Origin of the sequence: Spiractinospora alimapuensis (genome assembly GCF_018437505.1) — a bacterium.
In the GTDB taxonomy this organism is placed as follows: Bacteria; Actinomycetota; Actinomycetes; order Streptosporangiales; family Streptosporangiaceae; genus Spiractinospora; species Spiractinospora alimapuensis.
In genome coordinates this window covers 5,421,490-5,448,065 of sequence record NZ_CP072467.1, presented here as the reverse complement: position 1 = coordinate 5,448,065, position 26,576 = coordinate 5,421,490, and the positions used below count along the sequence as shown (strand labels likewise).

The window sequence follows — 26,576 nt, the reverse complement described above, 5'->3', positions numbered from 1 at the left end:
GGGCCGCGTTTCTGGCCGCCAAATCACCACTTTTCCCGCATAGCGGGCACCACCTCGTGGCGGGATGTCCTCAGTACTGTCGGTCACGCCTGATCGCATTACGAGTTCCGCGCGGTACCCCTTACCCTCGAGGCGTGTCCCTCCCTTCCCCCGCCCCAGGTACCCCCTCCGACCCCGGTACCCCGTCGGAGGAAGGTGGCGTGTTCGCGGCGATGCTCGGCGCGGCACGGGGACTCCTCCCCCTACGCGATCCGCTGGACGCCGAGATCGTGGTCAGTGAGATCCTCGGCGCGTGGTGGGGACAGCGCCCCCGCGGTGACAACGCCGAACGTATCTTCGGCGAGGGCCTGATCGCCTACGCCGCGGCCGAGGGGAGCCCGGCCGCCGCCGCGCTCCTGCACGCGCTGGCCGGTCTGGGACGGACACGCCGCCAGCGTCTGGACGCGAAGACCGCCGCGGCCGCCCTGGTCGATCGCGGCGTCGCCTGTCCTCCGTGGGTGTCCGCCCTCCCGACCCTCGAGCCGCGCGAGTGCTATCTCTCCGGGTCACGATTTGGCGACGCCGACGACGTGATCTGTGTGTTCGACTACGCGGACGCGGAGACCGGCGACGGAGAGCGGACGGGGCGGCACGCGCTGATCGCCGTCGTCGACTACAACGCGGGGGGCATCCTGCGTGACGCGTGGGTCACCACGAAGGTGGACGCTCTCATCGAGCACTGCCGTGCCGGCGCCCGGGCCGACCGCATGTCCACGTTCGTCGCGCTCGCGCCGGAGCGGGCGCGTTCCCTGTTGCGCTCCGCCTCCGCGCGCACCGAGTCGGCGCTGCCGCCGGGAAGCGGTGGGCGTACCGCCCTGTTGCCGGTCCGCGCCGAGTCGGGCGTGCCGGATCCCGGCGCCGGTTCCCTGGGAACGAGTCACGCCCTGTTGCGCGCCCGGGTGCGGGCGCTGCCGGGGCAGGGGGCTCCAACGCGCAGCACCGTGTGGCTGCGGGAGCACCGCGCGACGCTGGTGGCGCGTTTCCTGTCCTCACCCGAGGCCGAGGAACTGTCGGACAGCTTCGTCGCGAGCCGCTGCGCCGACCACATCGTCGACTACGGCTGCGACGTGGACGCGGGCCGGCCGATGCGCATCAGCCCGCGCAAGGCCGAGGCGTTCCTGATGACGTGGCTGCCCAGCCGCGTGGCGCTCAGTCCCGCGGAGCAGGAGGCCGTGCCGCACATCCTGGCCGCGTGGGTGCGGTGGGCGGGTCGCCGCACCGGCCTCCCGGAGAACGCGATCGCCGCCACGCTGGACTCGGTGTGGGGGGTGACCAACTCCTTCACCGACTCCTATCCCGACCACGCGGCCGGCGGGTACGGTCTCGCCCGCGACGTCGTGAACCGGCTGATCCCCGACGGCGACCTCTCCGCCCTGCCCCGTCGGATGTTCGCGTTCCCGTTGCTGGCCAGTGACGTCATCCCGGACAAGGAGCACTACGACCCGAGCACGGTCGAGGGCCGACGCGCGCTGTTGCGCCTGGACCACTTCGACGGTCAACAGCCCAGCCAGGGAAAGCACGCGTCGAACACCTTCGAGGGAAGTCCCGAGCTCGAGGAGGCGCTCGACGTGCACGAGATGTTGGCGCTGCGTCTGTGGCACGGCGACCCGCCCAACCTGTGGTCCGCCGCCCAGCGGCTCCTGGACCGCGGCATGACACGGGTCACCGTGATCTCGACACTCTGCGACACGTTGGAACGGACGGTTGGCGCTGGTTCGCCAACGTCGGTCCTGGTCAAGCGGTTGGATGACCTCTGAGGTCGTGAGCGGTCCCCTCCAGCAACGCGATCTGGGCGCTCGCCTCCTCCACGTCCTTCACCGTGTCCACCCCGCGCCAGAACCCCTCGATCCGGTATCCGAACAGGCGGCCCTGCTGGGCGAGTTCGGGAAACGTGGTCGTCTCGTGGTCGCCGCGCTCGGGCAGGAGGCCCACCAGTTCGGGTTCGGCCAGGTAGATTCCCGCGTTGATCCAGTAGGGCAGGATCGGGCTCTGCGTGAAACCCCGAATCCGTCCGGACTCCTCCGCGTCCACGATCCCCCAGCTCGTGCGGAAGGCGGCCAGGGCGACGCTCACCGTCCCGCCGTGCTTGGTGTGGAACGCGCTGAAGTCGTCGAGCGGGAACCAGGTGAGGACATCGCCGTTCAGGGCGTAGAAGGCACGGTTCGGATCCCGCAGCGCCCCCGCCGCGTACCGTAGCCCACCGCCACGGCCCAGCGGCTCCTCCTCGACCACGACCGTGGTCTCGGGGCGAGGATGCCGGTCCCCGGTCGTCTCCTCGAGGTGGCCCCGCAGGACGTCGGCCATGTGTCCACAGGAGACGACCACGTGCTCGACGCCGTACGACGCCAACCACTCCAGTTGGTAATCGATGATGGGGCGGCCGGCGATCTCCACCATGGCCTTGGGACGGGTGTCGGTGTAGGGACGAAGGCGCGTAGCGCGGCCACCGGCGAGGATGACCGCCTCGCGGGCCGGCGGCTCGGGGGAGGCACTCATGTTTCGGAGACTAACAGTTCACACACGGGTTAACGCTGAGTGAGCTCGCTGTAGGCCTCCCGGAGGTCAGCGCTCGTGACCACCGTGAGATCCTCCTGGTCGGCGGCGTCCCCGACGTCCTCGGCGACCCGGAGGTCACGCGCGGAACAGGCCTTCTCGAACAGGGACCTGGCGAAGCGACCGTTGCCGAGAGTGTCGACCCAGCCCTCGGAGCACACGTAGCCGAACACCTGGCGCAGATCGTCCCGGGCCCTGTCCTCGATGGTGTCACCGCGCTGCTCGGCCAATGTCTCGGTGATCCGCAACAGCTCCTCGGGGGAGTAGCTCGGGAACGAGACCCGCACGTTGAACCGGGAGGCGAGGCCCGAGTTGGTCGACAGGAACCGGTCCATCTCGTCTGGGTAGCCGGCCAGGACCACGACCAGGCGGGACCGGTCGTCCTCGGCGCGCTTCAGCAACGTCTGGATCGCCTCGGCGCCGAACGCGTCACCTCCGCTGTAGCCGGGGTTGGACAAGGCGTAGGCCTCGTCGACGAACAGGACGCCGCCCACCGCGGAGTCGATGAGCTTGTTCGTCTTGATCGCGGTGGCGCCCAGGTGCTCGCCCACGAGGTCGGCCCGACTGGCCTCGACCACCTCGGCACGTGTCAGCAACCCCAGGGCCGCGAAGATGCGGCCGAGCACGCGGGCCACGGTCGTCTTTCCCGTCCCCGGGGGGCCGACGAACACGAAGTGCCGCATGGGGGGCTGGTTGTGCAGCCCGCGCTCCTGACGTATCCGCGCCAGACGCAACTGGGCGGTCATGGACCGGACCTGACGCTTCACGGGTTCCAGGCCCACCATGGCGTCGAGCTCGGCGAGGGCCTCCTCGAGGTCGGGCGGCTTGCTGTACCCAGAGAGGGCCTCGGTGAGCTGCTCGAAGGCGCGGATCGCGTCGACGTCGCGCACGGTGACCAGTTCCTCGGGCGCCGGGGCCTGGCCTTCGCGGCTCGTGGTCACGACCCGCACGTCCCGCGCCTCCGCCGCCCGCTCCACCAGGGAACGAACGAACCGGCCGTTACCGAGGTCGTCGATCACACCGAGCTGGGCCGCCTGGTCAAAACGTTGGCGCAGCGCCGGGACGACGCTGTCGTCCAACTCGTCGCCCCGCTGCTCGAACAGTCCTTCGGAGATCTCGATCAGCTCGTCCGGGGTGTAGCCGGGAAAGCGGACTCGGGTGGAGAACCGCGACGCGAGACCGGGGTTGGAGGCCAGGAACCGGTCCATCTCCTCGGAGTAGCCGGCCAGGATGACGACGAGCTGGTCCCGGTCGTCCTCGGCCCGCTTGAGCAGAGTCTGTACCGCCTCCTGGCCGAAGCGGTCGGGCTGGCCGTCACCGGAGTTGACCAACGCGTAGGCCTCGTCGATGAACAGGACACCCCCGAGCGCCCGGTCGATGACCTCGTTCGTGCGGATCGCCGTGGCCCCGAGGTACTCCCCCACGAGGTCGGCGCGCTGCACCTCCACGACCTGGGCGCTGGGCAGGAGACCGAAGGAGTGAAAGATCGTCGCGATGGTTCGGGCGACACTGGTCTTCCCGGTCCCCGGAGGACCGGAGAACACCAGATGGCGCAGCGGCTTCTCCACCGCCATCCCCGCGTCGGCGCGCAGCCGGGCCGCCTCGATCGCCGCCGCCAACGAACGCACCTGCTGCTTCACCGGGTCGAGCCCGACCATCGCCTCCAACTGGGCGAGGGCCTCGTCCACCGGGACGGCGGTCTCGTCGTCGGAGCCGCGGGCCGTGCTCCCCGTCGACGAACCGGCCCGCTCCCGCTGCCGCTCCCCCGAACTCGTCGCCGTACGTCCGCTCTTCCTCTTCGCCGGCCCCGCGTCGGAAGGGTCGGCGCCGGACTGGCCCGAACCGGCCGGGGCCCCAGGGGCCGTGGGATCGGCGCCCCCCGCACTCTCGGACCGTTGACGGCGGCGCCGCTCCTCGGCCGCGAGGTGCCGTCCGGATATCCCGCGCCACACCAGCACCACCCCCGCCGCGGCGAACGCCAGGATGACGACCGCCGCGGGCGGGACCCCCTCGTGGTCGGGGACCACCGCGGTGACGGCCATCCCGAATACGACGGAGGCCAGCCCGACGATCAGGGCGCAGGCGAGACTCAGCAGCGTCGTGTGCCAGGTCGGGTGGCCCGGGATGCGACTCGCGATCAGCGCGACGGGCAGGGGAAGCAGCGCCAGGACCAGAATCCACGAGGAGGCGTATCCCAGGGAGATCTGGAACACGACGTGAGCGATGACGATCCACACGAGGGACACACCCACGGCGCCGACCGCGTCGGGAAACCGCATCAACGCCGCGACCACGCCCAGGACGACGGCCGTCACCAGCAGCGCCGGTAGCAGCGCCACATCCGCGAACAGCGCCGCGACCGCCACCGCGACGAGCACGGCGCCGGCGACCGCGAGCTTCCCGCCGAGGGTGAGACCGCTGTACCGGACGCGCATTCTCTCCATCGCGGAGTTCGACGGAACCTCGGTGGTCCGGGGCCGCTCGTCGCGCGCCATTGCCCACCTCTTCCGCGTCCGTCGCTCGTGACCACCTGTATAGCGCACAGCCCCTGTCCCTGGGGACCCGGGAACCGGATGACGATGACGGAGATTGTCGCTGTCATCTCCACGATCTCCGTCATTCTCCGTCGCTCCTCCACGAACTCCGTCACACCCGAGGCAGTGCCCCACCCCGCCCCCGAGTCCGCGCGCGAGGTCGACCAACGGTGCGACGCCAGGCCAGGCACATTCATCGAGTTCCGCGCGGCCCATCCCCACGTTGTTCGGTGCCGCGAATGGACGCGGTACGAAACGTGACCAAGACGAGCGACATGTGGGAAAGCGCAGCCGGGACCCACCTCGCCACGGTCAACCCCGCCCCCGTGCTGGAGCAGCGTGGGTTGCCCCGGCGCCAAAGACCTTTCCCGCGTCGGCGGACTCCCACGACCGGCGGAGGCATAGGTGTCGAGGTCGACTCGACGAGACCGACAGCGGTGAGCCCAGCACACGGCCGAGGCGGGGTGACGGAGGCGGTGGCGGTGGCGGGGTCAGAACAGTGCGCTCTGGCCTTGGGGGCCCGGGCGGGGTTTGCGGAGGTGGCGCCACTGGGGCAGGTCGTCGAGATAGCTCCAGGACATGCGGTGGTGCCGCGTGGGGCCGAGGTCGGCCAAGGCCCGGCGGTGTTGGGGGGAGGGGTAGCCGACGGCGGAGGCGAATGCGTACTGGGGGAAGTCGGGATCGAGTGCGGTCATCAGGTTGTCACGGTAGACCTTGGCGAGGACCGAGGCGGCGGCGACGCTGACGCAGGTGAGGTCCGCCTTGATCTCGGTTCGCACCTGCCAGGGTGTACCGAGGTAGTCGTGCTTGCCGTCGAGGAGCACCCACTCGGGCGGCGCGGCGAGCTGGTCGAGCGCGCGTTGGGCGGCGAGGCGCAGTGCGGCCGTCATGCCCAAGGTGTCGATCTCGGTCGGTTCCGCGCGGCCCAGTCCGTGGTCGACGACCCAGTCGCGGAGTTGGTCGGCCATGGCGACGCGCGCCTTGGGGGCGAGCCGCTTGCAGTCGGTGAGCCCCTCCGGGGCCGGTGAACCGTCGGTCACCGCGACGCCGACGACGACCGGACCGGCCCAGGCGCCGCGTCCGACCTCGTCGACTCCGGCCACGCCGGGGACACCGCCGCTACACGGCAGCTCGCGTTCGACGTCGTAGGTCGGGGTGGGGATCGCGCCGGTCACAGGTCCCACCCTACTCCCGCACTCGGCCGCCGACCCGCCTGTCCGGACCGATTCCTCCTTCCCACACGGGCCTTTCGTCCCACTGTCACCTGAGTTATGGCTCACTTTCGCAATCTTGTGCGTCCCGCCCTCGCCACGACCCCGGACGTGTCAGAGTGGATAACATGGCGTTTCACCACGGTGAACGGACCCCAGCTCCGGTTCGGACTCCGTGCGCCCCCTTCGGGGTTCGTCCAAACGTCCGGAAAACGCCCCTCCACTCCCCTATGCTGAGGGACGGTACGTTTTCGGCGGGAAGCGGCCGGCCAACGACCTCGCGGCTCCGTGGGCGACTCTTCCCCATCCGCAGCCACCAGTATGGGAATGCCGACCATGTCTGCTCCAACACCGTCCGGTCCCCCGGCCGACGACGGTCCCGTGGCCAGACTGATCGAGATGGCCGATCGACCGACCGTCGGCCAGCGTCTGATCTCCTGGGCGTCGCGACCGCCCGGCCGTCTGTACCTTCCGGCCTGCACGGTCGCTGCGGGAATCCTCGTCTACAGTGCCAGCTTCCCCGGCTGGAACCTCATCACCCTCGGCCTGGGCGCGCTGACCGGCGGGCTCCTGGCGGCGATGGGCGCGCTGCGGCTGGGGATCGCGTTAACCGTCGCGCGCCCCATGATCCTGCGTTACTGGTTGCGGTGGATCACCGCACCGCTGATCGCCGTCGGGGTCATCGGGGTCGTGCTCGCGGACCTGCCGTTGCAAGCGCGCATCAACGCCTCGGCCGACGCCCTGCTAGAGGCCGGGGCCGACATCCCCGACGAGACCACCCTGGAGCTGCACGGGGAACGGGTCGGCCTGTTCAACCTGGAGTCGGCGACGGTCCACGACGAGACGATGCGGTTCGCGGTGAGCGGCGCCGGCGTGCTGCGCACCCACGGCCTCGCCTACAGCGAGGAACCGTTGGAGACCGACGTGTTCGTGCCGGGGCACGGAAACCTGGTCTACGCGCACATCGATGGCCCGTGGTACGTCTGGCTGGAGTACTAGGGACCCCTGGGATTCGCGTGGACGCAGTCACGATGTTACGCGTGTTGACGCCGCCCTTAACTCGCGTGGGTTAGACAGGGAGTGACCAGTTGCCCGGCGAGTGACAGGGGACGAACGTGACCGAGCTGATGATCGCGTTGCACCTTCGCATCTACGACTCCCTGGAAGAACTGAGTACCGCACGCGACTCCGGGGACTTCGCGGGAGTGGAGGCGCGCGCGGCCGAGATCGAGGACCTGGTGGAGATCGCGGCCCGGCACGGTGTTGACCTCTCCCCCGCCTACGCCAACATCGCGCAGGCCGCCTGACCGCCCCGCTCAGACCACGACGAAGCCCTCACCAGACCGAGTTCGTCTCGGATACCGGTGAGGGCTTCGTCGTGCGTGCGGCCCGTGGCGATGGATGTCCGGCTTACCGCCGGCGTTGTCCTCCGCCACCACGGCCGCCGCCCCCGCCGCCCTGTTGCTGCTGGCGGGACTGCTGAGCGGCCTGCCGCGCCTGGGCGTTCTGCATCTGCTGTTGACGCTCGGCCGCCGCGGCGATCGCGCCCTCGGCGTTCTGGCCCAGGTCCCGGATGTTGTCGGGCACCTGGTCCTGGACGTCGGCGGGGACGCGCCGTGCGCCACGGCGACCCGAGGACAGTTCCGGCAGCAACTGCGCGGTGAGCAGAGTGGTCAGCGCCGAGGTGTCGCCGCCGTTCTCCGGCGTGCGCACCACGATGGGCTGCGGGGCCTGCTCGGCGAGCTTCGCGCCGACGTCCAGGCGCCGCCGCGCCAGCTCGTACTCCAGCACCGCGCGGTTCTCCCGGTAGGAGGAGGCGAGCCGCTGCTGGGCCTTGCCCTGGTTCTGCGCGGCGACCAGGTCGGCGCGCCCCTGCGTCTCGATCTCGTGCCGGACCCGCTGGGCCTCGGTCTCCTGCTCCTCCAGCATTTGCGCGACGTCCTTGCGAGCCTTGTTCAACGCGGCGTTGACCTCGACGATCTTGGCCTCGCGCGTCCGCTTCGACCGTTCGATGTCCATCAGCAGGGTGTCGATGCGACGCTTGCGCGTGAGCTCCCACTCCTGCTCGAACGCCACCCGCTCTTTGGACACGCGTTCCCGGGTCGACAGGTGCTGCTGGTACTGGTCCGGCAGCCGGACATCGGGGATGTTGCAGCCCATGATCCGCACACCGTAGTGCTGCAGCTGACGGTTGAGCAGCTCCTGCATGTCGGCGACGTCGGAGCCACGCAGGTCGTAGGCCCGCTCCGTCTGTACCCTGCGGCTGCGCTGGCGGATCGCGTCCTGCACCGCGTTGGCGAGCACGATGTCGAAGTTGCTCGCGCCGATCGTGCGGACGAACGCCACCGCGTCGGTGATCCGGAACTTCAGGAAGAACTCGATGGACTTCAGCGGGACGTTCTCCCGCGTGGGGCAGGCGAGAACCGGTGCGGTGTAGGGAATCTCGGTGGAGGTGTCGACGACGAAGTCGACCTCCGACCAGGGGTTCCACAGGTAGTGCCGCCCTGGGGGCAGGACCCCGACGACGCGCCCGAACTGCGTCAGGACACCCGTGGTGCCCTGCTCGATCTCGAAGATGGAACTGCGCCACCACCAGACCAGGGCGACCAGCAGCGAGAGCAACGCGAAGAGCAGCAGCATGAACGCGAGACCGGTGTTGGCGACAGCCGCCAGGCCGTACATCGTGTCCCCGACGCCCGCGGCGAAGATGAACATCGAGATGGCGCTGCCCAGGAAGAAAAGGGCGGCCCAGATCGGGATCGCCCACTTCATGCCGCGGGTGTTGCGGGGAACGACGACGGGCACGAGCGAGCCGTTGTCACCGCTGCGCAGCAGACGGGTGACGTCACCCCAGCCCGCCAGTGCCTCCTTGATGCTCGACACGTCGCGGGACTCCGCGACCTGTGCCTGTGTCTGCGGATGTGGGCGTGGTTGACCCTGAGGCTGTGTCACCGCTGCCCCCCTTCATACGTTCCCCACGGCTGGTCGGGCGGAAAGACCCCGGTCGCGGGTGGGGGCCCGCCGTAGGGTTGGCCGCTGGGCGGCGCGCCCGGCTCGGCCGACGGTGCGGGGGTCTCGGGTGGAGTGTGCGCGGCGGAGGGCTCGGACGGGGCGACCGACCGCTGGGTCTCCGACGTCCGCTGCTCGGCGATGCGCTCCTCGACGGACTCGGTGGACACCGACTGGCGGAGTTCCTCGACCATGTCGGCGCCGGGCACCTCCTCCAGCTCCTCCAGGTCGGGGGTGTCGACGGTGCTCTCCTGCTCGGTGTTCAGGAGGTCCTCGATCTCCGACTCCCGGGAGTTGATCCGCTCCTGGATCTCCGCGAGCCGCATCCGGATCGCCGACATGTCCTGCTGGCTGAACAGCTCGCCTTCGCTGATGCCGATGATCTGCTGCGCGGTCTCCAGGAAGTTGACGGCGGCGCTGTGGCCGCCCACCTGGATGACCTGCGGAAGGCTCGCCGCCACGGACTCCAGCTTGTCCAGGAGGTCCTGCTGGTAGCGGTAGTTGAGGATCTCCGGCGCCTCGGCCGCGGCGACGGCCCGGATGTCCAGGGCCTGCGCCTCCAGCAGGGCCGCGTTGGCGTGTGCGGTGCTCTCCGCCTCGACGAAGCGCTGGCGCGCCACGGCGCGAGCCCGGTTGGTCTCCCGCTCCAGGGCGGTGTCCATCTGGGCCTGGTACTGGGCGATGTCGGCCTGGATCGAGGAGAGGGTCTCGTTGAGCGAGGCCAGCTCCCGGTTGAGCACGCCCTCGTTCTGCTCCTTGAGCAGGTTCAGCTCGTACTCGTAGGTGTAGGCCTCCTTCGCCACCCGCACCATCTCCGTGGCGGCGAGGTCCATCCGGTACTCCTGGCTGGAGGGCTCCGCGTGGGTGATGTTGGCGTTGGTCAACCGCACCGCCGGCAGGAACTGCCGGTTGAGCTGGTCGAGGAGCCCGCGTGTGCTCTCCCCCACCAGGTCGTAGATGTTGGAGGCTTCCTGCTCGTAGATCAGACTCCGCGTGGTCTCGCTGATCGCGTTGTCCAGCTTCTCACGCAGGCCCTGCACGCCGCCGAGCACGAAGATGAACTGTTCGGGGTCCTCGATGCGGAACTGGACGAACAGGTCGACCGAGGCCTTTACGCCCCCCTTGGTGGGAGCCTCACGGATGGGCGCGTTGTAGGGGAACTCGCGCGAGGTGTTGACGATGTAGCCCACCTTCTTGCGTGGGTCGTACAGCGTGATGCGTCCTGGTGGGGCCACGTGCTCCAGGCGACCGAACTTCGTGATGAGGGCCGCGCAGCCCTCCGGCACACGCACCAACCCCTGCCGCCACCAGAGGAAGCCGAAGGTCAGCAGGACGAGGATCCAGTAGTGGATGCCGAAGAACGGGTTGGCCACCACACCGTAGACGACGCCCGTGGCCAGGAGGCCGACGACACCGGCGCCGGCGAGAAGCAGCACCGGGAGCACCGCGGCGGCGGTACGGCTGCGCGGGATGACGACCGGGGCCACGACCTGTACGGGGCCGTGTCGGGATCGCTCACGCTTGCTGTGGTTGATGGCCTCGTCAGCGTTGGCGAGGGACGCCGTCTGCTCCTCGATGCGGGTCGCGATGGACGGGGCGCGATCCCGTACCTCCAGGAAGTCGTTCGGATCGATCCCGAACCCTTCCGAGGTCTTACGCAGCGCGTCGGAGGCCACTTCGCGTGGATCCCCGCCCTGGGCGATCGATTCGGCGGCCCCGCGCACTGTCTGCGCGAACGACATGAATTCTTGTCTCCTTCAGAAACCGTGCGGAACTGCCCGTGAGACGCGACGGGAACGCTCTCGGTTCCGGCGGGATCCGAGCGTCGGGGCAGCACGTCCCAGGTAGGTCACCGAGGACGGGAGTGTGTGTGCATGATGACATACCGACCCAAGGGGGTCCCATCCCCAAGGCGGCGCGACCAGGTCGTTGGTCGCGGCGTCAGCGGAATATGTAGGCCTCGAGGTGCCGGCGGTCGTCCTCGAGTTGACTGATCCGGCTCTTGACCACGTCTCCGATGCTGACGATGCCGACCAGTTCCCCTTCACGCACGACGGGGACGTGTCGGATCCGGCGTTCCGTCATCACCAGCGTCAGGTCGTCCACCGTATCGTCAGGGTCACACGTGACGACAACCCTGGTCATAATGGCCGAGATCGGCCGTTCCAGCAGGTCGTTCCCCTGTTCGGCGAGCCGGCGGACCACGTCGCGTTCGGAGACTATGCCCAGGATCGTCTCCGCCTCGTCCCGGACCACCATCGCGCCGATGTTGTAGCGCCGTAGGTCTATCACCAGGTCCGCCACCGACTGGTGCGGACGCGCCGTGGCGACCTCGTCTCCCTTGCGCCGAAGGATCTCCGCGATACGCATGACGCGCGCCTTTCGCTCGGTGCCCGGGGGTTACCCACCGTCCGCCCTCCCGAAACTCTTTCGTCGGAATCGCGGTCCTCGGAGTGCCCTACCGAGCCTGTGGCCTGCGGCGCAGTAACGTGACCTGGCAGTTGCGTGCGCGACGGGAACGCCAGGGGGAGCCAGCCGACATGACGACCTCACACGCCGGCCCTCGGGCCGGGGCCGCGTTGGACGGCGCCGAGCTGCGCCGGGTGGACGCCTACTGGCGCGCGGCCAACTACCTGTCCGTGGGCCAGATCTACCTGCTCGACAACCCCCTGCTCACCGAACCCCTCCAACCACGGCACATCAAGCCACGACTGCTGGGCCACTGGGGGACGACACCCGGGCTGAACATGATCTACGCGCACCTCTCGCGCCAGGCCCAGGCACGAGCCCTGGACATGATGTGGGTCGTCGGCCCCGGACACGGGGGTCCCGCCGCCGTCGCCTGCGCGTGGTTGGACGGGACCTACAGCGACGTCTACCCCGCGGTCTCCCGCGACGGCGTCGGCATGCGACGCCTCTTCCGCCAGTTCTCGTTCCCCGGCGGGGTCCCCAGCCACGTCGCGGCGGAGACCCCGGGGTCGATCCACGAGGGCGGCGAACTGGGCTACTCCCTCACCCACGCCTACGGCGCGGCCTTCGACAACCCGGACCTGGTGGTCGCCTGCGTGGTCGGCGACGGCGAGGCGGAGACAGGGCCACTCGCGGCGAGCTGGCACTCCAACAAGTTCCTCAACCCGCGTCGTGACGGCGCGGTACTCCCCATCCTGCACCTGAACGGCTACAAGATCGCCAACCCCACGGTGCTGGCGCGCATCCCCGAGGACGAACTCCTCTCGCTCCTCTCCGGCTGCGGCTACCGGCCGCTGGTGGTCGCCGGCGACGAGCCCCAGGCCGTACACCAGGCGTTGGCGGCCGCCCTGGACAGCGCACTGGACACGATCGCCGAGATCCAGCACCTGTCCCGCACCGCACCGGGAGCGGAGACACCGCCGTGGCCGATGATCGTCCTGCGTACGCCCAAGGGATGGACCGGCCCCTCCTTCGTGGACGGTCTCCCGGTGGAGGGCACCTGGCGGTCACACCAGGTACCGCTGGCCCAGGTCCGCACCAACCCCGACCACCTGCGCCAACTCGAGACGTGGATGCGCGGCTACCGGCCCGAGGAACTCTTCGACGACGACGGACGACCCCGGGCGGAGATCAACATGCTCGCCCCGCCGCCCGGACGCGGCATCAGCGCCAGCCCGCACGCCAACGGCGGGCTGCTGCTGCGCGACCTGGTCCTGCCCGACTTCCGTGACTACGCGGTGCCCGTCCCCGAACCCGGGACGGCGACCGCCGAGGCGACCCGGGTCCTCGGTGCCTTCCTCCGTGATGCGATGGCGGACAACCGTGACCGGTTCCGCCTCATGGGCCCCGACGAGACCGCGTCCAACCGTCTGGACACCGTCTACGAGGCGACCGCCAAGGCGTGGGACGCCGCCACCCTGCCCACCGACGAACACCTCGCCCCCGACGGGCACGTGATGGAGGTCCTGAGCGAGCACCTGTGCCAGGGATGGCTCGAGGGCTACCTCCTCACCGGGCGGCACGGCCTCTTCACCTGCTACGAGGCGTTCATCCACATCGTCGACGCGATGTTCAACCAGCACGCCAAGTGGCTGAAGGTGACCCGGGACATCCCCTGGCGGCGCCCCATCGCCTCGTTGAACTACCTGCTCACCTCGCACGTGTGGCGCCAGGACCACAACGGGTTCACCCACCAGGACCCCGGGTTCATCGACCACGTCGTCAACAAGAAGGCCGAGATCATCCGGGTCTACCTCCCGCCCGACGCCAACACCCTGCTGTCCGTCGCCGACCACTGCCTACGGTCCCGCGACTACGTCAACGTCATCGTCGCGGGGAAGCAGCCCCAGCTCACCTACCTCCCCATGGAGGACGCCGTCGCCCACGCCACCCGCGGCATCGGGATCTGGGGGTGGGCCAGCACCGACCAGGGGGCCCAACCCGACGTCGTGCTGGCGTGCGCCGGTGACGTCCCCACCCTGGAGGCGCTCGCGGCGGCCGACCTCGTCCGTCGCCATCTGCCCGACCTGCGCGTCCGGTTCGTCAACGTCGTCGACCTCATGCGGCTCCAGACCGCGACCGAGCACCCACACGGGATGGGCGACCACGAGTACGACGCCATCTTCCCGCCCGGTGTGCCGGTCATCTTCGCCTTCCACGGCTACCCGTGGCTCATCCACCGGCTGACCTACCGACGTGCCAGCCACGACGACCTCCACGTACGGGGCTACAAGGAGGAGGGAACGACCACCACACCCTTCGACATGGTGATGCTCAACGACCTCGACCGGTTCCACCTCGTCATGGACGTGATCGACCGGGTGCCCGGCCTCGCCGAACGGGCCGCCCACCTCCGCCAGCACATGAGCGAGGAACGCCTGCGCTGCCGGGCGTTCACCCGGGAGTACGGGGAGGACGCGCCCGACATCCGCGACTGGGCCTGGCCTCACTGACACCTCGACGACGATCCGCGGCGACTGGAGCGAACACGTGCGCATCCTCGTGGTGAACACCGGGTCCAGCAGCGTGAAGCTGCGCCTCCTGGACTCCACCGACACGGTGCTGGCCTCACACGACCTTCCCGTCATCGGAGGACGGGTCCCGCACGACGAGATCGTCACCGAGATCCGCGGCATGCCCGCGATCGACGCGGTCGGGCACCGAGTCGTCCACGGCGGCCCGGACTTCTCCGGCCCGCGCGTGCTGGACGAGCGGGTGCTGCGCCGCCTGCACGAGTTCGTCGACCTCGCGCCACTCCACCAGCCCAAGGCCCTCGCCGGGATCGACGCGGCCTCGGTCGCGCTGCCCGACGTTCCCGCCGTCGCCTGCTTCGACACCGCGTTCCACGCGGACCTGCCGCCGGAGTCCACGACGTACGCGATCCCCGAGCGGTGGCGCCGGGAGTACGGGCTGCGGCGTTACGGCTTCCAGGGGCTGTCGTTCGCATACGCCACCAGGCGCGCGGAGGAGATCCTCGGCCGCGACCCGGGCCGTCTGGTCATCGCCCACCTGGGCAGCGGCGCCTCGCTCGCCGCCGTGCACGGGGGCCGCTCGTTGGACACCACCATGGGCTTCACCCCCGACGAGGGCTTGGTGATGGCCACCCGTTCGGGCTCGGTCGACCCGGGCATGCTGATGTGGTTGCTGCGCCGTCCCGGAATCGACCTCGAGAGCCTGTCCGCCGGTTTGGAGCAGGAGGGCGGCTTGGTGGCGCTCGCCGGCACCGCCGACATGGCGGAGATCGTGCGTCGCTTCCACGCCGGCCAACCCCACCCCCGGCTCGCCCTCGACGTCTACCTCCACCGCCTGCGCGCCGGCATCTGCGCGATGGCCGCCGCCCTGTGCGGCATCGACACCCTGGTCTTCACCGGCGGCGTGGGCGAGAACGCCCCCATGGTCCGCAGCGGGGCCGCCGCCGGCCTCGTCTTCCTTGGCCTTGCCATCGACGGAACCACCAACGCCGACACCACCGGCGACGCCGACATCTCGTCCGAGGAGTCCGACGTCAGCACTCTCGTGGTCTCCGCTCGCGAGGACATCCAGATCGCCACCGAGGTGCGGCGCGTGTTGGACCACCGGTGAACGCGGGCGGCCGGCGGGGCACCACGGGTCAGAACAGTCGCGGCACGAACTGGCTGGTGGCACGTCGGTACGCCTCGTACTCCGCTCCGAACGTCCTCTCCAGCCCCCGCCGTTCGAAGGTGTTCGCGACCACGGAACTCAGAACCACCACGACGATGAGATAGGTCGCCAGCAACCACCCGGGGAAGGCGACGACCCAACCGAGGATCACGAGGTAAATACCGACAAGGTACGGATGCCGGATGTGTCGGTACGGGCCGTGTGTCACGAGTCGGTTGGGCTCTCCGAAGGGGGAGTCCCGGCCCACCCATGGTTCCGGACGATACAGGAGCCAATGCGCACGCAGCAGCAACGTCCCGCCGACGACGACCACCGCGAGCGCCGCTGCCGTACGCCAGGCCGACGGGTTCTGTATGTCAGTGACCAGCCAGACCAGCGCGGGAAATCCCGCCACCATCAACAGCGGGTGGACGTGGAGAAACACTGCGCGTGCGAGCGTCGTCGGCCTTCCCGTCACCCCATGGTCGAACGAGACGACGAACCCGAATCCACAACTAGGAAACGCCTCGTTTCCTAATCAGACTAGCGCTCCTATGCCCGCACGTGAACCCGAGGGAGACGGAGGGATGGGGTGACACGCTGTGTCCACCGGGCCGTCGCCGGCGTCGAAATCCCGGGGTCACCGCCGCGTCTCGTTGGCGCGTTCGTCACCCGCCTCGCCACCCAGAAGCCACGCACGCGGCTCGGCATCGTCACTCAACATGACCCGTTGGACCAACGCCCAGTGGTCCTGATGGTTCGACGCGTCGAGCAGGTGATCTCGCCAGTCCTCGGCATACTCCCGCAGCGCCTCGACCGTCTCGACCAGGGCTTCGTCGAACGTCGCACCATCAGCGGCGATCGGGACTCCGGGTATGACGACCGACCAGCCTCCGCCCTCCGCGACCACGTGGGCGTCCGCGGGACTCGCCACGGCGGGGAGCTCACCCGACCGCGTGACGTCCGCGATCCTCATCTCAGCGAACTGTCGAGGCCCCACAGGGCTGTCACGGTGAACGCCGGCGATCCGGACGTCGTCATTCGACACAGGGCCCAGCCTGCCACCGCGGGCGGGGTACGTCAGACGGATAACGAACTTCACGGGCGCTCAGATGACGCACAAACGCGGGGAGTGGTGGCCGCTGTCTCGACCACCACTCCCCGTCAGTTCACCCCGAACACGCTCCCGGGGTCACTCGGCATTTCCGCGTCAGCTGCATCCGCTGGTGGAGCCGCAGCCCTCGCAGACGTAGCAGCTACCGGAGGGACGCATCTTGGTTCCGCAGGTCACGCACAGGGGTGCGTCAGCCGTGCGGCCCTGGGTGCGCTCGAGAACCTCGGCCGTGCTGTGCGCCGCCTGGGCGGACTCCTCCGCCGGCTGGGCCTGCTCGATCGCGTTGGGCTCGGCGACCGGCGCGGACTGGGCGTAGGACTCCACCTGCGCCGCGACCTGTGCCGGGTCCTCACCCGCGACCTGGGCCGCGCGCTCCTCCGCGGTGAGCACCCCGAGGGCCTCCCGCTCCTCGTAGGACAGGTGGTCCAGGGCGAGGCGGCGGAAGATGTAGTCCACCACCGACTGCGCCATCCGGATGTCGGGATCGTCCGTCATGCCCGCCGGGTCGAAGCGCATGTTGGTGAACTTCTCGACGTAGGTCTCCAGCGGCACCCCGTACTGCAGGGCGATGGACACGGCGATGGAGAAGGCGTCCATGACCCCGGCCAGGGTCGAGCCCTGCTTGCCGAGCTTCATGAAGACCTCGCCGAGCCCACCGTCGGGGTAGGAGCCCGCGGTGATGTAGCCCTCGGCTCCGCCGACGCTGAAGGACACGGTCTCGCTGGGCCGCTTCTTCGGCAGGCGCCGCCGGACCGGCCGGTTCACCTCGATGACCGCCGGCTCGGGCTCCTCGGTGGTCTCCGTCTTCGCGGTGGACAGAGGCTGGCCGACCTTGCAGTTGTCGCGGTACACGGCCAGGGCCTTCAGTCCCAGACGCCAGCCCTCGAAGTAGATGTGCTCGAAATCGGCGACGGTCGCCTCCTCCGGCACGTTCACCGTCTTGGAGATCGCGCCGGACAGGAACGGCTGCACCGCCGCCATCATCCGGACGTGACCCATGGGCTCGATGTAGCGACGGCCCATGGCGCAGTCGAACACCTCGTAGTGCTCGGTGCGCAGCCCCGGCGCGTCCACGACGTGTCCGTTCTCCGACACGTAGTCGACGATCGCCTCGACCTGCTCCTCCTGGTAACCGAGGTTGCGCAGCGCGCGCGGGATCGCCTGGTTGACGATCTGCATCGACCCACCGCCGACGAGCTTCTTGAACTTCACCAACGAGAAGTCCGGCTCGATTCCGGTGGTGTCGCAGTCCATCATGAAGCCGATGGTCCCGGTCGGGGCGAGCAAACTCGCCTGGGCGTTCCGCCAGCCGTTCTTCTCCCCGACCTTCAGGCAGTTCTGCCATTCCTTGGTGGCCGCGGAGTAGATGGGCCGTTCCATAGTGCCGACCGTGCGCAGGTCGTCGTTGGCGGCGGCGTGCTTACGCATCACGCGCTTGTGGGCGTCCTCGTTCTGCGCGTAGCCGTCGTAGGGGCCCACCGCGCCGGCCATCTCCGCCGAACGCCGGTAGGACACCGCCGTCATCAGCGAGGTGATGGCGCCCGCGACCGCGCGACCACCGTCGGAGTCGTAGGCGTGGCCGGTCGCCATCAGCAGCGCGCCCAGGTTCGCGTACCCGATACCGAGCTGACGGAACGCCCGCGTGGTGTCGCCGATCTTCTGGGTGGGGAAGTCGGCGAAGCAGATGGAGATGTCCATCGCGGTGATCACGAGCTCGGTGAGCTTCACGAACCGGTCGACGTCGAACGAATTGTCGTCGTTGAGGAACTTCAACAGGTTGATCGACGCCAGGTTGCACGAGGAATTGTCCAGGTGCACATATTCCGAACACGGGTTACTGGCGGAAATGCGGCCACTTTCCGGAGTGGTGTGCCAGTCGTTGATGGTGTCGTCGTACTGCACCCCGGGGTCCGCGCACTCCCAGGCGGCCTTGGCCATCTTGTGGAAGAGGTCCTTCGCGTCCACCGTGGCCACGACCTCGCCCGTGGTGCGGGACGTCAGCCCGAAGTCCGCGCCGGAGTCCACGGCCCGCATGAAGGCGTCGGACACCCGCACTGAGTTGTTCGCGTTCTGGTACTGGACGCTGAACATGTCCGACCCGCCGAGGTCCACGTCGAATCCGGCGTCACGCAGTGCCCGGATCTTGTGTTCCTCACGGGACTTCGTCTCGATGAACTCCTCGACGTCGGGGTGGGCCACGTCGAGCACGACCATCTTCGCGGCACGTCGGGTCGCCCCACCCGACTTGATGGTTCCGGCGGAGGCGTCGGCCCCGCGCATGAAGGAGACCGGCCCGGAGGCGGTTCCGCCGGAGGACAGCAGCTCCCGGCTGGAGCGGATCCGCGACAGGTTGACCCCGGCACCGGAGCCGCCCTTGAAGATGATCCCCTCTTCCTTGTACCAGTCGAGGATCGACTCCATGGTGTCGTCGACGGAGAGGATGAAGCAGTTGTGCACCCGGAGGTTGCCGGAGAGGTATTCGCCGCTCTCCGTCTGAATGTCGTAGACCGGCATCGGTCCCAGGTTCTCGACCTCGGAGATCTCCAGCTGCTTGGTATTCCCGGCGATGCGCCCAGGACGCGCCAGACTCTCCTCCAGCTTCGCGGACTTGCGCTCGTCGAGGAAGCCGATCTCGTCGAAGAAGGTCGTCCGCTCGCCGAGTCCCTGGATTCCCAGTGACCACGTGTCGTGGCGGTTCGGCCGCTTGTCCTGCTTGCGACGAACGCGGGAGAAGATCCCGAACCGCAGCAGCAGCCGCTGCACTCCGCGAACCACATCCTCGGAGATCATGTCGAGGCCGACCAGGGTTGACCGCTCTCGGTGGGAGACGTAGCCCTCCGCTTGGAACAGGCTCCGTAGATACGCGCAGACGACGGGCAGCGGCGCCGTCAGAAGCCGCTTGGGGAGCGTCATCTCCGTACCACGCTCGCGAAGGTCCCACCGCTCGACGAACTCGGCGAGCGGCTTCCCGTAGAGCCGGGTACGTCGACAGTCCAGGGAGGTGTCACGCGTCTCGACGGCACTTTCCTTGCGGTGGACGTGCGGAAAGACCCGATCCAGCGCACGAGTGACCCAGTCCAGTTCCGCCTCGTTGACGGTCATGGCCTCGATCGTCAGTGACCTGTTCGTCCCTTCGTACTGTCCGACGAATCCATCGGACTGCAGCCAGCCGGCGAGTGCGGCTTCCGCGATGTCCTGCTTGGTGATCTCGTCCTCGCCGAAGGCATCTCGCCGGTGCCACTGGACCGTGTGGCCTGGCTCGAGGGAGCCAGCGGGGACGAACCCTCCCGCGTCCACACCGGGGCCGGTGGACTTCCAGACCAAGTGATCAGCGGTCACGTCCAGCGTGTAACCGGCCTTGGTGTGGAGACGGAGGACCTCCTTGGTGCCGTTCATCTTGGTGGCGAGGACGCGTGTGAGCCCGTGGGCGTCGTACACCTTGGTGCCGACCGCGTCACTCTCCACCAACTCACCGATGGGCACCAACCCGGCCGGGGTGCTCACCAACGCGTCGTAGGGCTGGCACGCGGAGACCTGTTGCGCGGACTGGGTCCCGACGTTGAACCACACGGGGGAGTTGAAGCTGAAGAGCTGGTGGGCGAGGGCGTACTTGAGCTCGTGGTCGAAGACCTCGGCGTCCTCGTCGGACGCGAAGTAGCCGTTGTCCCTGCCGGCGCGCGTGTAGGAGCCGGCGACGCGGTCGATGAGCTGCTTGAGGCTCCACTCCCGCTCCGGGGTGCCCAGTGCGCCCCGGAAGTACTTACTGGCCACGATCTGCGTGGCGTTCATCGTCCAGGCCACGGGGAACTCGACGCCACGCTGCTCGAAGTTCACCGTGCCGTCGCGCCAGTTCGTCATGACGACGTCCCGGCGCTCCCACTCGATCTCGTCGTAGGGGTGCACACCTGCCGTGGTGTGAATCCGCTGGACCCGCAGCCCCTTGCGCTGACTCCCCCGGCCCTTGCGCGCCGTGGGGCCGCTCGCGGTCTCTGTCATGTCACTCCCCCTGAATCTCGCCATACCCACAACACCCGCGGGACCCGCTCCGCGGGCGTGTCATCGTCTCTCTCGCCCGAACTCGCACCCGTCGGGACTCAAACCACCAGCTACTGGGACGCCCGCTCCGCGCGCAGTCCCTCGATCTCCCGCTCGAAGTCCTCGATGGACTCGAATCCTCGGTACACCGACGCGAAGCGGAGATAGGCCACCTCGTCCAGTTCCCGCAGCGGCGACAGGATCGCCAGACCGATGTCATGCGCGGGAACCTCCGCGACGCCTCGCCCGCGGATCTCGTCCTCCACCCGTTGCCCCAGGAGAGCGAGGGAGTCTTCGGCCACAGACCGCCCCTGGCATGCGCGCCGCACCCCAGCGATGATCTTGTCGCGCGAGAACGGTTCGGTAACGCCTGACCGCTTGGACACCATGAGCAACACGGTCTCCTGGGTCGTGAAACGCCGGTCACAGTCGGGACAGGCTCTGCGTCGCCGAATCGCCGTCCCCTCCTCGGCCGACCGGCTGTCGATCACCCGGGTGTCCGGGTGACGGCAGAATGGACAGCGCACACCGATCCCCTTCCCCACGTGCCACACGGCCCGGCTGAGCCTACACCCCTCATGAGCACAAGGTGTAGTCGAGTGAACTTCGATCAGCACAAGATGTTGTGGTTAACCTACGACCGTCGCGAGAGATACGCAACCCGAAACGGGGCGCGCCGGCGGTGACGCGTATCGCGCCGCGCGAGCTGACATCCTCACCTCCCCACCCCTGGGCGCCGGACAGCCTATCCAGCGTTCGCCGTTCTCTAGGTAAAACAACACGGACCGGCGGGACCATCCCCACGAACCACCACGCGACGGCCGACCATGCCGGTCAAATAACACAAAATTCGAACAAAAGTTCGCCATCGAATTGGCGAGGGCAGGAGAACGCATTCCACGGGTGCCCCGCGCGGCCACAGAAGTGTTGAGGGGCCGCACGCAACGGGATTCTCGTCGAACGTTTGTTTGAGATATCTCAGGGAGGTATGTAATGTGAGCCGTAACGTGACGTAGCCGCGGAACACACTCCCCCATCTACGCCGCCCGACGATCCGCCGAGGAGGCCGGAAGTGCAGAAGACCCCGTCGCCAAAGGCACGACGCTCGAACGGGCGTGGCACGGCGACAGCGACGCTGCGCCCGACCACGGCGAGCGCGCCGGACGCCAACGGCGACACCACGTCCCCGGGAGACGCCGAGGCGCCGCCGAAACTGACGGCGCGACAACAGAACGTCCTGAACTTCATGTTGCGCTACGTCCGTCAGCGCGGTTTCCCGCCGTCCATTCGCGAGATCGGCGACGCGGTCGGCCTCTCCAGCCCCTCCAGCGTCGCCCACCAGCTCAACGTGCTCCAGCGCAAGGGCTACCTGCATCGCGACCAGAACCGTCCGCGGGCCATGGAGATCCAGATTCCCGGCCAGCCGCCGGTCCGCTCCGACGCGTCCTCCGCGCCCGACGACCCCGGCCCCGTGACCGACGTCCCCGTCGTGGGACGCATCGCCGCCGGTGGTCCGATCCTGGCGGAGGAACACATCGAGGACGTGCTCACGCTACCCAAGCAACTGGTGGGTGAGGGGCGCCTGTTCATGCTGCGCGTCGTCGGCGACTCGATGCGCGACGCGGCGATCACCGAGGGCGACCTCGTGGTGGTGCGCCAACAGCCGGAGGCCAGCAACGGCGACATCGTCGCCGCGCTGCTGGATGACGAGGCCACCGTCAAGGTGTTCAAGCACGACGGCGACCACGCGTGGCTGCTGCCCCGCAACGACGCCTACGAGCCGATCAACGGCGACGCCGCGACCATCCTCGGCAAGGTCGTCACCGTGATGCGCAAGGTCTAGCGGTCAACGAAGGAAGAGGGCGGGGCCTGGGCCCCGCCCTCTTCCTTCGCGCGGCCTCGCCGCTTCGGTTCCCGTGCATCGGTGGTGGGTGCTGTCGACCGCGGCAGAGCGGGTCGAGGTGCGCCCCCACCGGTTGGATGTGGCGTGATCCCGGTGGGGGTGGAGAAGTCCTGATGGGAGTGGCCAACCCGCTCCGCGGCCCGCCCAAGGAACACGACCTAGTAGTCACCGACGGCGACGTGGGCGACCACGTGTTCGGCGAGCTCCCGCGCGCCGGCGATGGCGTCCTCCTGGCCCAGACCACCCCACCGCCCGTCATCGTCCTGGGCGTCGTGGCAGGTGACGGTGTACATGTTCGCGGTCACCGCACCGACGCAGCCCACCTCGTCGCTGACGTTGTACCAGGTGGCCGCCGCGTCGCCGATGCCCTCGACAGCGGTGCCGGAGTGGTCGGCGATGTCGGCCTCCAGGTCCTCCAGTGCGACGTCGCCGCCGGAGACACCGACGACCGGGTCGTCTCTGTTGCGGATGAACACCACCGCGGCGAATCCGGCGGTCTGTCCGTAGCGCAGCGAGGCACTGCTCCACTGGCAGTCCCTTAGCTCCCAGCCGTCCTCGTTGTCCGCCTCGTCGACGGTGTGCTCCGCGTTGGGCACCAGACCGGACAACACTGATCCCTCGGCGGTGTCGCACTCGGGAAGCGCGCCGTGTTCGCCCACGGGTTCGCCGGTCGGCGGCGCGGCGTCGTCGGCGACCCCGCCGCCGTCGTCAGTGAGGATGATGACGGCGACGACGGCGACCACCGCGGCGAGCAGGATGGACAGCCCCACGGCGGCGACCGCCGCGAGCCCACGCCGTCGAGGGGCCCGCGTGGAACGGCGCTTCCGCCGTTCCCGGCCGCGGCCTCCCCCGGACGGATCCGCCTCGCGTCGCGGCCGTGGCGGAAGCCCCTGGCCGGGAGGTGGCCCGGGGCTCCCGACTGGGGACGGGGCCGGCTCCGTGGAGCCGCCCCGCGGAGGCAGGCTCATGTCTCGCTCCTCATGGTCGGTGGGGCACCGACCGGATCGTCAACGTTCGAAGGGGCTGTCACGGTGGGGATTGGGACGTCTCGGGTCTCGCCCGCTACACCGACGGCGCCGGCGGGTTCGGTGCGCGTACGGAACGGTCCGCAACCGGCCACCGTGCCGGACGACCGAAACCAGCGCCGGCGCTAGGCGCGGGCCTCGATCTCACCGACGACCTCGCGACTGAGCTGGGTCGCACCGTCGATAGCGGCCTGCTCGTCGATCGATTCCAGGTCCATGAAGTCCACCGCGGCGTCGTAACAGGTGACGACGTAGATGTTGTCGGTGATAGCGGCGACGCACCCCCACTGGCTGGCCGATTCGTAGAAGGAGTGAGCCTCGTCCCCGATACCGTCGACCGGGCTCGTCGTGCGATCGAGAATCTCGTTCTCCAGGTCCTGCTCCGTGATGCCGACAGGGTCGTTGCCCTCGTTGCGCATCAGGAAGACCTGGGCGTACCCGGGGGCGCCCGCGGTCCCGGACTCGCTCTGCCAGTCGCAGTTGAGACTGTCCCAGAAGTCGTGTTCGGCGAACTCGTCCCGGGTGAGCTCGGGGTCGGGCACGTGTTGGTCGAGGGACGCGGGCATGATGTCCTGGCACTGGGGTGTCGCCTCGTGCGTCATTCCACCACCGCGCAAGATCAGGACCGCGGCGACCCCGACCACGATCAGGACCAGCGCGGCACCGGCGGCGATGAGACCGATGAGCAGTCCGCGTCGTTGTGGTGCGGGCGGTGGTCCGGGCGGCCCGTAGGGGCCACCAGGAGGTGGCGGTGCGCCGGATCCACCCCAGTACTGCGGTTCTGGGTAGGGGTTCGGGGCTCCGTACGAGGGCTGTGGCCCCGACGGACCGGGTGGCGGATAGGGCGGCTGAGCCCAGGAGGGATCCTGTGGTCCATGGCCACCGCTCGGATCACCAGGGCCCCCGTAGGGCCCCTCGGGGGGGTTGCCGTAGGGCGGCTGCGACATCAGTGGGCCCCTTTCTCGTGCCGGCGTGGGGAGTACGAGATGACCAGCGGTCCCACCGTACTAGGCCAATTACGAAACGATACGTGATAAAGGACAGACCGCACATGGTCGCCCACGCCGGGCGACCGTCGGACCTGGGGCCTTTCGGGGACAGAAACGTCACCGGGCTCATCGTTCATGGCGCACCGTGGACAGCGGCTCAGGTCAGAGTCCGGCATCGATGGCGTTGGCGACCTCTGTCGCCACCTGGGTGGCGGCGTCCGCGTCCAGGGCGGAGCCCGAGTCTGGGTCCGTGGCGGTGTAGGCGACGCGAACCACGAGGTTGTCGCGCACGAAACCCGCGTGCGACGTCCCGCCGCCGCTGGCCGTGGAGACGGTCAGCGGATCGGGCGCCTCCTGGTCCCCCGGGTCCAGGCCGCTCTGTTGCGCCTGGTCAGCACCGGAGGAGTCACCAGTGGAGTAGAAAACCTGGAAGTCCACCTGCAGGGCACCGGCGTTGGTGTCGGGATTGTCCACCGAGGTCCACACGCAGCTCTGACTCGCCCCGTGGTGCAGTGGGGTGGACTCGGCGGTGTCGAGCTGCCCTCCGGAGAGGTGCGTCTCGATCGGCGCGCCCTCCGCCTCCTCCACGCTGGCACACGCGGGAGGGGCGGCGAAGGCGTCCGCATCGGTCGGCTCGGTCCCCGGTTCCGGTCCGCTCAGCAGGAGCCCAGCGCCGATCCCGGCGGCACTGAGCACGACCACTCCGCCGGCCAGCAGGAGGGCACGCCGGGGGGTGCTGTCGAGGAGTCTCCGAGCGATCACGCGCTCACCCTAGCTGAGCCTCGGCTCAGCGCAGAAGCTGTCGCGCCATCACCAACCGCTGGATCTGGTTGGTGCCCTCGTAGATCTGGGTGATCTTCGCGTCGCGCATCATGCGTTCGACGGGGAAGTCCTTGACGTATCCCGCGCCGCCGAGCAACTGGACCGCGTCCGTGGTGATCTCCATCGCGGTGTCGGAGGCGAAGCACTTGGCGGCGGCACCGAAGAACGCGAGGTCGGAATCGTCGCGCTCGGACTTTCCCGCGGCCGTGTAGACCATCTGTCGGGCGGTCTCCAGCTTCATCCCCATGTCAGCGAGCATGAACTGCAGCCCCTGGAAGTCCGCGAGCGCCTTGCCGAACTGCTTGCGTTCCTTCACGTAGGCCAGGGCGTGGTCCATCGCCCCCTGCGCGATGCCCACCGCCTGCGCGCCGATGGTGATGCGGGTGTGGTCGAGTGTCCGCAGGGCGATCTTGAGGCCCTCCCCCGGTTCGCCGACGATTCGATCCCCGGGGATCCGGACGTCGTCGAAGTAGAGCTCGCGGGTGGGTGACCCCTTGATCCCGAGCTTTCGTTCCGGCTCACCGAGCGTGAACCCGGCGTCGTCGGCGTGCAGCACGAACGCCGAGACGTTGCGTCCACGAGGACCGTCGGGGTCGGTCACCGCCATCACGGTGTAGTAGTCGCTGAGTCCGGCGTTGGTGATCCAGGACTTCTGTCCGTTCAGGATCCAGTCATCGCCCGAACGGACCGCGCGGGCGCGCATGCTCGCCGTGTCGGAACCGGCCTCACGTTCGGACAACCCGTAGGAGAACATCGCCTCCCCCCGGGCCACCGGTGGGAGGTAGCGCCGCTTGACCTCGTCGGACCCGGCGAGCAGAAGCGGCATGGTGCCCAGCTTGTTCACCGCGGGGATCAGCGACGACGAGGCGCAGGCCCGCGCCACCTCCTCGATGATGACGCACGTCGCCAGCGCGTCGGCGCCCGCGCCACCGTACTCCTCGGGGATGTGCGCCGCGTGCAGGTCGGAGGACAGCAGGGCGTCGTAGGCCTCCTGGGGAAACGCGCTGCGCTCGTCGACCTCCGCGGCGTGTGGGGCGATCTTGTCCGCTGCGAGCTCCCGCACCACCGAGCGCAGTTCCTCGTTGTCCGCACCGATCGAGAAGTAGTCGACGTCAGCCACGGGCCCTCCATCATCGTCGTCGCCATCATCACACCCGCGCGTCACCATGTGCCTCACCATGGCACGCGGTGCCAGGATAGCGTCGAGTGGTGGTCCTGGACATACCCGTCCACGGTGTGGGGGGACATCAGG

The 26,576-nt window shown here is 68.9% G+C and carries 20 protein-coding genes; 6 read left to right on the top strand and 14 right to left on the bottom strand.

The window, feature by feature from the left end; all coding sequences use genetic code 11:
* Positions 1-212: 212 nt before the first annotated feature.
* Positions 213-1,796 carry a hypothetical protein gene (locus J4H86_RS25325; RefSeq protein WP_236544172.1) on the top strand — a complete coding sequence of 528 codons (1,584 nt, stop codon included), beginning with the start codon at positions 213-215 and terminating at the stop codon, positions 1,794-1,796.
* On the opposite strand, the gene J4H86_RS25320 is transcribed toward J4H86_RS25325, so the two are convergent.
* The 3 genes from J4H86_RS25320 to J4H86_RS25310 form a co-directional block, all read right to left on the bottom strand.
* On the bottom strand, positions 1,774-2,535 hold the full coding sequence (locus J4H86_RS25320) for a nucleotidyltransferase family protein (RefSeq protein WP_236540827.1): 762 nt from the start codon (positions 2,533-2,535) through the stop codon (positions 1,774-1,776). The genes J4H86_RS25325 and J4H86_RS25320 overlap by 23 nt on opposite strands.
* A 29-nt stretch (positions 2,536-2,564) precedes the next feature.
* On the bottom strand, positions 2,565-5,087 hold the full coding sequence (locus J4H86_RS25315) for an AAA family ATPase (protein ID WP_236540826.1): 2,523 nt from the start codon (positions 5,085-5,087) through the stop codon (positions 2,565-2,567).
* A gap of 530 nt (positions 5,088-5,617) precedes the next feature.
* The gene (locus J4H86_RS25310; protein WP_394356419.1) at positions 5,618-6,310 is read right to left on the bottom strand and encodes a ribonuclease HII; all 693 of its coding nucleotides are present in this window, start codon (positions 6,308-6,310) and stop codon (positions 5,618-5,620) included.
* A 426-nt stretch (positions 6,311-6,736) separates the two neighbouring features.
* Here J4H86_RS25310 and J4H86_RS25305 point away from each other — a divergent pair, with 426 nt between their 5' ends.
* On the top strand, positions 6,737-7,336 hold the full coding sequence (locus tag J4H86_RS25305; RefSeq protein WP_330932455.1) for a hypothetical protein: 600 nt from the start codon (positions 6,737-6,739) through the stop codon (positions 7,334-7,336).
* 116 nt (positions 7,337-7,452) lie between these two features.
* On the top strand, positions 7,453-7,644 hold the full coding sequence (locus tag J4H86_RS25300; RefSeq protein ID WP_236540823.1) for a hypothetical protein: 192 nt from the start codon (positions 7,453-7,455) through the stop codon (positions 7,642-7,644).
* 103 nt (positions 7,645-7,747) lie between these two features.
* Here the strand turns inward: J4H86_RS25300 and J4H86_RS25295 are convergent, their stop codons facing one another.
* The 3 genes from J4H86_RS25295 to J4H86_RS25285 form a co-directional block, all read right to left on the bottom strand.
* The gene (locus J4H86_RS25295) at positions 7,748-9,220 is read right to left on the bottom strand and encodes an SPFH domain-containing protein (protein WP_236544171.1); all 1,473 of its coding nucleotides are present in this window, start codon (positions 9,218-9,220) and stop codon (positions 7,748-7,750) included.
* Between the two features lie 65 nt (positions 9,221-9,285).
* On the bottom strand, positions 9,286-11,088 hold the full coding sequence (locus J4H86_RS25290; RefSeq protein WP_236540822.1) for an SPFH domain-containing protein: 1,803 nt from the start codon (positions 11,086-11,088) through the stop codon (positions 9,286-9,288).
* A gap of 199 nt (positions 11,089-11,287) precedes the next feature.
* Positions 11,288-11,716, bottom strand: coding sequence for a CBS domain-containing protein (locus J4H86_RS25285; protein WP_236540821.1), 429 nt, complete (start codon positions 11,714-11,716; stop codon positions 11,288-11,290).
* A 170-nt stretch (positions 11,717-11,886) separates the two neighbouring features.
* Here J4H86_RS25285 and J4H86_RS25280 point away from each other — a divergent pair, with 170 nt between their 5' ends.
* Positions 11,887-14,268 (top strand): phosphoketolase family protein, encoded by a 2,382-nt coding sequence (locus J4H86_RS25280; RefSeq protein ID WP_236540820.1) that lies wholly within the window; start codon positions 11,887-11,889, stop codon positions 14,266-14,268.
* Between the two features lie 37 nt (positions 14,269-14,305).
* A complete protein-coding gene (locus J4H86_RS25275; RefSeq protein WP_236540819.1) occupies positions 14,306-15,397 on the top strand; it encodes an acetate/propionate family kinase in 1,092 nt (363 codons plus the stop codon).
* A gap of 28 nt (positions 15,398-15,425) precedes the next feature.
* Here J4H86_RS25275 and J4H86_RS25270 read toward each other — a convergent pair whose 3' ends face one another.
* The 4 genes from J4H86_RS25270 to nrdR all read right to left on the bottom strand — a co-directional run bounded on the left by J4H86_RS25270 (position 15,426) and on the right by nrdR (position 21,112).
* The gene (locus tag J4H86_RS25270) at positions 15,426-15,881 is read right to left on the bottom strand and encodes a methyltransferase family protein (protein ID WP_236540818.1); all 456 of its coding nucleotides are present in this window, start codon (positions 15,879-15,881) and stop codon (positions 15,426-15,428) included.
* A 195-nt stretch (positions 15,882-16,076) separates the two neighbouring features.
* Entirely contained in the window at positions 16,077-16,412 is a 336-nt protein-coding gene (locus tag J4H86_RS25265; protein WP_236540817.1) for a hypothetical protein, read from the bottom strand.
* Positions 16,413-16,646: 234 nt separating this feature from the next.
* Positions 16,647-20,546, bottom strand: coding sequence for a vitamin B12-dependent ribonucleotide reductase (locus tag J4H86_RS25260; RefSeq protein ID WP_236540816.1), 3,900 nt, complete (start codon positions 20,544-20,546; stop codon positions 16,647-16,649).
* Positions 20,547-20,656: 110 nt separating this feature from the next.
* Entirely contained in the window at positions 20,657-21,112 is a 456-nt protein-coding gene (gene nrdR / locus J4H86_RS25255) for a transcriptional regulator NrdR (RefSeq protein ID WP_236540815.1), read from the bottom strand.
* Positions 21,113-21,720: 608 nt separating this feature from the next.
* Between nrdR and lexA the strand changes: the two genes are divergently transcribed.
* A complete protein-coding gene (lexA, locus tag J4H86_RS25250) occupies positions 21,721-22,428 on the top strand; it encodes a transcriptional repressor LexA (RefSeq protein ID WP_236544170.1) in 708 nt (235 codons plus the stop codon).
* Between the two features lie 218 nt (positions 22,429-22,646).
* On the opposite strand, the gene J4H86_RS25245 is transcribed toward lexA, so the two are convergent.
* The 4 genes from J4H86_RS25245 to J4H86_RS25230 form a co-directional block, all read right to left on the bottom strand.
* Positions 22,647-23,258 (bottom strand): hypothetical protein, encoded by a 612-nt coding sequence (locus tag J4H86_RS25245; protein WP_236540814.1) that lies wholly within the window; start codon positions 23,256-23,258, stop codon positions 22,647-22,649.
* 380 nt (positions 23,259-23,638) lie between these two features.
* Complete coding sequence (locus J4H86_RS25240; protein ID WP_236540813.1) at positions 23,639-24,460, bottom strand: hypothetical protein; 822 nt, start codon at positions 24,458-24,460, stop codon at positions 23,639-23,641.
* 204 nt (positions 24,461-24,664) lie between these two features.
* Positions 24,665-25,264 (bottom strand): hypothetical protein, encoded by a 600-nt coding sequence (locus J4H86_RS25235; RefSeq protein WP_236540812.1) that lies wholly within the window; start codon positions 25,262-25,264, stop codon positions 24,665-24,667.
* A 25-nt stretch (positions 25,265-25,289) separates the two neighbouring features.
* Positions 25,290-26,444: an acyl-CoA dehydrogenase family protein gene (locus J4H86_RS25230; RefSeq protein ID WP_236540811.1), complete on the bottom strand. Its 1,155-nt coding sequence runs from the start codon at positions 26,442-26,444 to the stop codon at positions 25,290-25,292.
* Between the last annotated feature and the right edge of the window lie 132 nt (positions 26,445-26,576).

What these genes read in the sequence shown, in the direction of transcription:
- J4H86_RS25325 (WP_236544172.1), top strand. Translation starts at nt 213, where the DNA reads ATGCTCGGCGCGGCACGGGGACTCCTCCCCCTACGCGATCCGCTGGAC.
- J4H86_RS25320 (WP_236540827.1), bottom strand. Translation starts at nt 2,535, where the DNA reads ATGAGTGCCTCCCCCGAGCCGCCGGCCCGCGAGGCGGTCATCCTCGCC.
- J4H86_RS25315 (WP_236540826.1), bottom strand. Translation starts at nt 5,087, where the DNA reads ATGGCGCGCGACGAGCGGCCCCGGACCACCGAGGTTCCGTCGAACTCC.
- J4H86_RS25305 (WP_330932455.1), top strand. Translation starts at nt 6,737, where the DNA reads ATGGCCGATCGACCGACCGTCGGCCAGCGTCTGATCTCCTGGGCGTCG.
- J4H86_RS25290 (WP_236540822.1), bottom strand. Translation starts at nt 11,088, where the DNA reads ATGTCGTTCGCGCAGACAGTGCGCGGGGCCGCCGAATCGATCGCCCAG.
- J4H86_RS25285 (WP_236540821.1), bottom strand. Translation starts at nt 11,716, where the DNA reads ATGCGTATCGCGGAGATCCTTCGGCGCAAGGGAGACGAGGTCGCCACG.
- J4H86_RS25280 (WP_236540820.1), top strand. Translation starts at nt 11,887, where the DNA reads ATGACGACCTCACACGCCGGCCCTCGGGCCGGGGCCGCGTTGGACGGC.
- J4H86_RS25265 (WP_236540817.1), bottom strand. Translation starts at nt 16,412, where the DNA reads ATGAGGATCGCGGACGTCACGCGGTCGGGTGAGCTCCCCGCCGTGGCG.
- J4H86_RS25260 (WP_236540816.1), bottom strand. Translation starts at nt 20,546, where the DNA reads ATGACAGAGACCGCGAGCGGCCCCACGGCGCGCAAGGGCCGGGGGAGT.
- J4H86_RS25240 (WP_236540813.1), bottom strand. Translation starts at nt 24,460, where the DNA reads ATGTCGCAGCCGCCCTACGGCAACCCCCCCGAGGGGCCCTACGGGGGC.